Genomic DNA, 3574 nt, shown 5'->3' with positions numbered 1-3574 from the left:
AATATCAACAATGCAGCGCGCCCGCCATCGCCAAAGCTGCATTTGACGCACCGCGTCATGCACCTGACAACAAGCTTGCGTCCTGCGCAACGGCCATACGTCTAAGATTGCGACCGGCCGAAGCAGAGCGGCAGGCGCCGGGTGCCACGCCTTGTGCCTTGAAGGGGTGAGGCGGCCCCCGGGCAAGTGGCTCCGCTGAATATTAAACTTTTGGTAACCCTCTAAGCTCGAAGGCTAAATGGTAATGGCTCCTTTTGGTCTCAATAGGTGTTAGGCCCGATATCGAGGCGAGAAAGAGGAGAAAGGACCAAAATGGCCAACGTATTGAACGCCAAGGGTGTTCCACTCCCCTACAGCGGATCCTCCGTAAAGTGGTATTCGGCGACGAATTCCGGCCCGACACTTTATGGCAGCATCTACAACGACTCGATGTACGCCGACGGTAGCGTCACCGTCACGATGTACGGCGGCAAGGGCGATGACATCTATTATCTGTATTCATCCAAAAACAAAGCGGTCGAGCTGCCCAACGAGGGTGTCGACACCATATCGACCTGGATGAGTTACAAGCTCCCGGCGAATTTCGAAAACCTGACGGTCACCGGCGACAAACACTATGCTTTCGGAAACGCGCTAAACAACATCGTTGCCGGCGGCTCCGGCCAACAGACGCTCGACGGCTTGCAGGGGGATGACGTTCTCAAGGGCGGATCCGGGGCGGACATTTTCGTCGTGACCCCCGGCAACGGCAGTGACCGGATCCTCGATTTTGGCGTCGACGATACCGTGCGTGTCGGGAGTTACGGCTTCACCTCCTTCGAGGACGTGCACGCCAACATGGTTCAGTCGGGAGCGAACGTCCAACTTAATCTGTCCGATGACGAATTTCTCGTTTTCGCCAACAAGACCGTCGACCAGTTCACCCCAGGCCAGTTCGATCTGGCCCTGGACAGGTCGCATCTGGAACTTACCTTCTCGGACGAGTTCAACACGCTCAACCTGTGGAATGGCTCGAGCGGTACCTGGGACTCGAACTTCTGGTGGGGTGCCGCGAACGGCAGCTCGCTCACGAGCAACAAGGAGCTTGAATGGTATATCGACACCAACTACGCCCCGACGCGTTCGGTCAACCCGTTCAGTGTTGAGGACGGTGTTCTCACGATTACCGCGGCCCAGGCTCCCGCGGCAATCCAGCCCTACATAAACGATTACAAATACACGTCAGGTTTGCTGACGACCTATGAATCCTTCGCACAAACCTACGGCTATTTCGAAATTCGGGCCGACATGCCCCAAAAGCAAGGTGTATGGCCGGCCTTCTGGCTTCTCCCGGCTGACGGCTCCTGGCCACCGGAACTGGACGTCGTGGAAATGCTCGGTCAGGATCCAAACAAGCTCATTCTGACAAGCCACTCCAACGAGACGGGAACTCATACGACAGTGTCCTCGACGGCCTATGCCGCCGATACCGAAGGGTTTCACACTTACGGAGTGCTGTGGACAAAAGACGAACTCGTCTGGTATTTCGACGACATCGAAGTTGCTCGTGCCGCAACGCCTTCCGATATGCACGACCCCATGCATATGCTGGTCGATCTGGCGGTTGGTGGCCTGGCGGGAGCGCCCGCCGACGGGCTTGCGACACCTGCGGAAATGCAGATCGACTACATCCACGCGTACGCGCTGAACGATTGGCATATCTAGGCGCAACACCTGACGGTGGCTGCGGTATGGAGACACCGAGCCTGATTGCGGGCACGATCCTTGCGCCGGGGACCGAACTGGAACCGATGTGAAGGCGATGTCGCATTCCCATTCGTCCGAGCCGCCACGAACAATCCTCGCTGCGGTTTTGGCTTCTTTCCGCCGCGCGTTCGCTGGAATTGCCCTGATGAGCGGCGTCGTCAATGTTCTGGCGCTGACCGGCTCGTTCTTCATGCTGCAGGTCTATGATCGGGTCGTACCCGGCCGCAGTGTGCCGACGCTTGTCGGGCTTGCCGTATTTGCCAGCATGCTGTTCATTTTCCAAGGGGTTCTTGAGCTTATCCGGTCGCGGTTGCTTGTGCGCATCGGGATGGCTTTGGATGCGCGATTGAGTGGGCAAGTCTATACCGCCCTTATGCGTTTGCCGTTGCGCACCAAGCTCCCAGGCGACGGCCTTCAGTCGTTGCGGGATCTTGACCAGGTGCGTTCGTTTCTGTCGAGCACTGGTCCGACTGCGCTTTTCGATCTGCCCTGGATGCCGCTGTATCTGGCAATATGCTTCCTGTTCCATCTCTGGATCGGCATGACGGCGCTGGCAGGCGCCATCATTCTCTCGAGCCTGACTGTGCTTGCCGAAGTTCGCACCAGGGAGCCTGCGAAGAGGGCAAACAGCCAGGCGGCAGCGCGCAATACGCTTGCTGAGGCGACGCGTCGCAATGCAGAGGCTCTGCAGGCGATGGGCTTTGGCGCGCGCATCGCCGAGCGCTGGTCAAGCGTCAACGCCGACTTTCTCAACACGAACGCAAGAGCCAGCGATCTGGCTGGGACGCTCGGCACGATCTCGAAGATCCTGCGCATGATGCTGCAGTCGGGTATACTGGCGATCGGCGCCTATCTGGTCATTCATCAAGAAGCGACAGCCGGTATTATGATCGCCAGTTCGATTATGATGAGCCGGGCGCTCGCGCCGGTCGAACTGGCTATCGCCCACTGGAAGGGTTTCGTCAGTGCTCGCCAGGCATGGACCCGGCTGAGCCAGCTTTTGGCCCTGCTTCCTGAAACTGCCACGAGTGTCTCGCTGTCTGCACCTGTATCTTCTCTTGCGGTAGAAAGCATCTGCGTCACGCCACCCGGCGAGCGTCGTGTGGTTGTGCAGGACGTCGGGTTCGCGCTAGAAACGGGTGCCGGCCTTGGCATCGTCGGACCGAGCGCGTCTGGAAAATCATCGCTTGTCCGAGCAATAGCCGGGATATGGCTTCCAGCCCGCGGGACCGTCAGGCTGGACGGAGCAACGCTCGACCAGTGGTCGCCGCAAGAACTGGGCAACCATGTCGGCTATCTGCCGCAGGATGTGCAACTGTTCGATGGCACCATTGCCGAGAACATCGCACGCTTCGAACCTCAAGCCTCTTCGGACAAGATACTGGCGGCTGCGCGCGCGGCCGGCGTTCATGACCTTGTCGTCCATCTGCCGGAAGGCTACGAAACGCGGATCGGCGAGGCCGGGTCGGCGCTTTCGGCGGGCCAGCGACAGCGGGTTGCGCTCGCACGGGCCCTTTATGGCGATCCGTTCCTGGTTATCTTGGACGAGCCCAATTCCAACCTCGATTCCGAAGGGGAGGCCGCGCTGGCGGCTGCAATTGAGGGCGTGCGGGCGCGAGGCGGCATTGCTGTCGTCGTCGCCCATCGGCCGAGCGCCCTAGCAAGCCTGGATCAGGTACTCGTCATGGCCAACGGCCGTGTCCAGGCGTTTGGCCCCAAGAATGAGGTCTTGAGCAAGGTAACCCGTTCGGGCGGCGTTCCCCTGAAGGTCGTCTCCGGCCCTGAGGAGGCGACACACTGATGACCCAACACGCGGCATCCGCGATCG

General features: G+C 59.5%; 2 protein-coding genes. Both read left to right on the top strand.

From position 1 onward, the window contains the following. The first annotated feature begins 312 nt into the window (after positions 1 to 312). Positions 313 to 1704, top strand: a complete 1392-nt coding sequence (eglC, locus tag NKJ55_RS35090; RefSeq protein ID WP_352453882.1) for an endo-1,3-1,4-beta-glycanase EglC — start codon at positions 313 to 315, stop codon at positions 1702 to 1704. A 97-nt stretch (positions 1705 to 1801) separates the two neighbouring features. Then, complete coding sequence (locus NKJ55_RS35085) at positions 1802 to 3547, top strand: type I secretion system permease/ATPase (RefSeq protein ID WP_352453881.1); 1746 nt, start codon at positions 1802 to 1804, stop codon at positions 3545 to 3547. Positions 3548 to 3574: the final 27 nt, after the last annotated feature.

The organism is Mesorhizobium sp. M0106 (genome assembly GCF_040322715.1).
In the GTDB taxonomy this organism is placed as follows: Bacteria; Pseudomonadota; Alphaproteobacteria; order Rhizobiales; family Rhizobiaceae; genus Mesorhizobium.
This window is presented reverse-complemented; position numbering and strand designations above follow the sequence as displayed.